Raw genomic sequence first — 4,504 nt, forward strand, 5'->3', positions numbered from 1 at the left:
CCTGCCGCTCACACCGTGGTCACTTGCCCGAACTGGGAGATCCGATCGTCCGCCGCCACGGGAATCCAGTGTCCCGTCGACCTCCATCTCCGTCGCGACCTGGGCCAGCCGAACGGCGGGCCGCGCAGGCAGCGGAGCGGTGTCCGCCTGGGTCCCGAACTCCAGCCAGCCGACCAGCACCTCGTCCGAGGTCAGCCCGAACGCCCCCCGGACCTCGGCGCTGTCCTGCATCGGCACCGACTTCCAGGCCGAGGCGACGCCGAGCGCGTGCGCGGCCAGGCAGATGTTCTGCGCCGCCGCCGCGGCCGAGGCGTCCTGCTCGGCGACCGGAACCCTCGAACCGACACGGGATGCGACGACGGCGATGAGCGCCGGGGAACGGGTGGCCTTGCCCGCGGTCTTGCGGATGACCGGCTCGGGCAACCCGCCGAGGGCCTCGGCGGCCCGCTTGATCGCCGCCGCCAGGGTGGCGCGGGCATCGCTCTGCACGACCACGAAGCGCCAGGGCCGCAGCATCTTGTGATCCGGCGCCGTGGTGGCGGCGCTAAGCATGATCATAATCTGCTCCACCGTCGGACCGGGTTCGACGAGCCGGGTCGCTGTGCGGCGCGTCATCAGGCAGGCGAGAGCGTCCATGAAAACTCCTCGGGGGATCGCGGTTCGGGGAGCCCCCGCGGGAAGTACCGATCTCCCGGCCGGCGACCGCGACCCAGCCAGCGGTGACAGCCGCCGGTGGATCTGGAACGGTGACAGGTTACCGTAGAGATTGCCCCGCTCGGACCTCCGCCGGGAGGCTCTCGTCACCGCCGTCGTTGAAATAGACCATCTGGCCAAGCGATACGGGTCCCAGCGCGCCGTCCGGGACGTGAGTTTCACGGTGCGGGAAGGGAACATCACCGGTTTTCTGGGGCCGAACGGCTCCGGCAGGACAACGACGCCGCGCATCCTGCTGAGTCTGGTCACCCCTGGTTCCGGCAGCGTGCTGGTCTTCGGTGGCTGCGGGGCGGTCGAGGTGAACGCGGTCGGCCGGGGAGTAGTCGGCCGGGGAGTGCTGGCCCAGGTGGCGGCGCTCCTCGCGGTGCGGCGGGAGCTGCCGTCATGACCGCGCCAGACCGGCCGCCGGCGGATGAGCCGTCCGGGTCGCGCCGTCCCGGCCGGGACCCGGCGGTGGCACCGGCGTGGGATGGGTCACCTCAGGCGCGTCGGGTACGCGCATCCCCCACCGGATCGGGTCGCGATCGGCCTACCATCCGGCACATGGTGCCGTGCCCGACATGCGCGGAGGACAACCACGAGCGGGCGCGCTTCTGCTCCGGATGTGGGAACCCCCTGCCCACCCCAGGGAGCGGCGCCCGGAAGACCGTGACGATCATGTTCGTGGACATCACCGGGTCCACCGACATCGGCGAGAGAATCGACTCCGAACCGCTGCAGCAGGTCATGTGGCGGTTCTTCACCACCGTCCGTGAAGTGATCTACACCCACGGCGGATCGGTCGAGAAGTTCATCGGCGACGCCGTCTTCGCCGTCTTCGGCATTCCCGTGCTGCACGAGGACGACGCGCTGCGCGCGGTTCGCGCCGCCCTCGACATCCGGGCGGCGATGGAGGCGCTCAACGCCGACCTGCAGCGCGAGTGGGGCCTGAAACTGCGGGTGCGGATCGGGATCAACACCGGCGAGGTGACCGTCGCAGGCGGTGGCGTCACCGGCGATCCGGTGAACGTCGCCTCCCGACTGGAACACGCCGCTCCCCCCGACGAGATCCTCATCGGGGACACCACCTACCGCTTCATCCGGCACAGCGTCACGGTAAGCCCGCTCGGCCCCCTGGTCGTCCAGGGCAAGCGCGACCCGCTGCGGGTGCACCGGTTGATCGGGCTGGTAGACCCGACCGCGGGTCCCGGCAGCCGGGCCCCGACCCATGGCTTCACCGCCCCGGTCATCGGGCGTAACCGGGAACGCCGCCGGCTGCAGGACGCCTTCGAGGCCGTGGTCGAGGAACGCAGCTGCCACCTTTTCACCGTGCTGGGCCCGGCGGACATCGGCAAGTCCCGGATGATCGGCGAGTTCTGCGCGGCCATGGCGAACCGGGCGACCGTGCTCACCGGGCGTTGCCTGTCCTACGGCGAGGGCATCGCCTACTGGCCGCTGATGGAGATGGTGCGCCAGGCCACTGGTCTGTCCGCTGACGAGAGCGCCCCGGACGGGCGGCGTCGGCTGCGGGAACTGCTCGACGGTGTCACCCAGGCGGCGGAGATCGTCGAGGCGCTCGCGCCCCTGGTGGGGCTGGGCGGCGCGGAACTCGGTCCGCAGGAAAGCTTCTGGGCCGTCCGGTCCTTCTTCCAGGCGCTGGCGGCCCGACGCCCGCTGATCCTGTGGTTCGACGACGTGCACTGGGCCGAGCCGACCCTGCTCGACCTGCTGGAGAACATCGCCGACTGGTCCCGCGACGCCCCCATCATGCTGCTGTGCCTGGCCCGCCCGGAACTGCTGGAGGAGCGGCGGGACTGGGGAGGCGGCAAGCTCAACGCCACCTCGATGCTGCTGGCGCCGCTGACCGAGGCGCGCTGCCAGCGCCTGATCCGCACCCTGATGGGCTCCGACGACCTCGACCCGGCCCTCGTCTCCCGGATCACTACCTCCGCGGCCGGCAACCCACTGTTCGTCGAGCAGATGGTGGCGGCCCTCGTCGACGACGGCCTGCTGCGCCGGGAGGGCAGCCGGTGGATCGCCACCGGCAGCCTGCGCAACGTGACGGTGCCGCCGACCATCTCGTCCCTGCTCGCGGCCCGGCTCGACCGGCTCGACCCGCCCGAACGGCGGGTCCTTGAACGCGCCGCCATCGTGGGGGAACGCTTCTACCTCGACGCTGTCATCGACCTGTCAGACCCGAGCGAACAGCCGATGGTCGCAGCCCACTGCCTGAGCCTGGTCCGCAAGGAACTGGTGCATCCGGACCGGTCCGACCTGCCCGGCGTCGAGACGTTTCGGTTCCTGCACGTGCTGCTGCGCGACTGCGCCTACCAGTCCACCGCCAAACGGCAGCGCGCCGATCTGCACCAGCGGTTCGCCCAGTGGCTGCAGACCCGGCTGGAGGGTGGCCCCGGTGAGCACGACGAACTGGTCAGCTACCATCTGGAGCAGGCGTTTCGTTACCGGGTGGAGATTGGGCAGCGCGACACCGAGACGATCGAGCTGGGCCGATCCGCGGCGACCTGTCTGATCGAGGCGGCGGACCGGGTGCGCCAGGGCGACGAGACCGGCGCGGCCCAGCTGCTCAAGCGGGCCATCACCCTGCTGCCCGAGACGGACCCGCTGCGGCTACGGGCCGAGATCGACCTCGGCTGGGCGCTGTACTCGTTCGGCCGGCTCTCCGACGCCGAGCGCATCCTGCGCCAGGTGACCGAGCGGGCCCGGCGCGCCGGGGAGGAGGGCCTGCGGGCCCACGTCCGGCTCGCGTACCTGCGGGTGCTGTTCTCCACCGATCCGGAGGGCCTGGTCGCCAGGACGCTGACCGAAGCCGCGGTATGCCTGACCAACTTCGTGCAGGCCGGCGACGAGGTCGGCGCGGCGCTCGCCTGCCGCAGCCAGGCCAATGCCTACCTGGCGGCCGGGCAGTTCGCCGCGGCCGAGCGGGCGATGGAGAACGCCGTCCGGCACGCGGAGGAGTCCGGCGTGCCCCGGGCCGCGCAGTCGCTGCGCCGAGAGCTCACCATGCTCATGAGCTGGGGGCCCCGGCCGGTCGCCGTCGGGATCACCCGGGCGAACGAGGCCCTCGACGCCGCCGGCGACGACCGGGCTCTGCGTCGGGCCGTGCTCGCCCAGCTCGCGCTCCTCACCGCCATGTCGGGGGATCTGGAGGGCGCACGGATCCATCTCAAGGCGACCGAGGAGATCGTTCACGACCTGCGCGCCCCGCGGGCCGACCCCTTTCATGGCGGGTTCGTCGTGGCCCGGGTGGCGCTGCTCGCCGACGAGCTGGCAGTCGCCGAGCGGGAGCTGCGGCGAAGCTGCCGACAGCTGTCCCGGATGGGGGAACGCGCGTTCCTGGCCAACCGGGCCGCGGCACTCGCCGACGTTCTCGTCCGGCTCGGCAAGGTTGACGACGCGGGCAAGTATGTCACCCGGTGTCGGGACGCCGCCGCTGCCGACCAGCTACCGGCCCAGGCCGGATGGTGCGGGGTCCACGCGAAGCTCCTGGCGCTGCGCGGCCGCGATGCCGAGGCCCTCCGGTTCGCCGACACCGCCGTCGATCTCGCCAGCCGCACCGACGACGTCGACGGCCAGGGACATGCGCTGCTGTCCCGCGCCGAAGTTCTCTACCGGGCCGGCCGCAAGGACGACGCCGCCGAGAGCCTGGAGGCTGGCATCACCCGGTATCTGCACCGGGGCAACGTCGCCGCGGCAAACCTCGGCCGCCGGCTGTTCGACGCGCTCGACGGCCCCCCGCCGGGAACCGGAGGCCCCCACCAGGGACTGGAGACCCCCCACCAGGGACGGGAGA

Annotated in this window: 3 protein-coding genes; 2 read left to right on the forward strand and 1 reads right to left on the reverse strand. The window is 71.8% G+C overall.

Annotated elements, in window-relative coordinates; genetic code table 11:
- On the reverse strand, positions 1-636 hold a 636-nt coding region (locus AC08OX_RS15220), incomplete at its 3' end, for a nitroreductase family protein (RefSeq protein ID WP_476608415.1).
- A gap of 130 nt (positions 637-766) precedes the next feature.
- Here AC08OX_RS15220 and AC08OX_RS15225 point away from each other — a divergent pair.
- On the forward strand, positions 767-1,102 hold the full coding sequence (locus AC08OX_RS15225) for an ATP-binding cassette domain-containing protein (protein WP_476608416.1): 336 nt from the start codon (positions 767-769) through the stop codon (positions 1,100-1,102).
- Between the two features lie 155 nt (positions 1,103-1,257).
- Positions 1,258-4,504, forward strand: a 3,247-nt coding sequence (locus tag AC08OX_RS15230) for an AAA family ATPase (protein WP_476608417.1), incomplete at its 3' end; no start/stop codon positions are given.

The organism is Frankia sp. CoBUL1 (genome assembly GCF_978021245.1).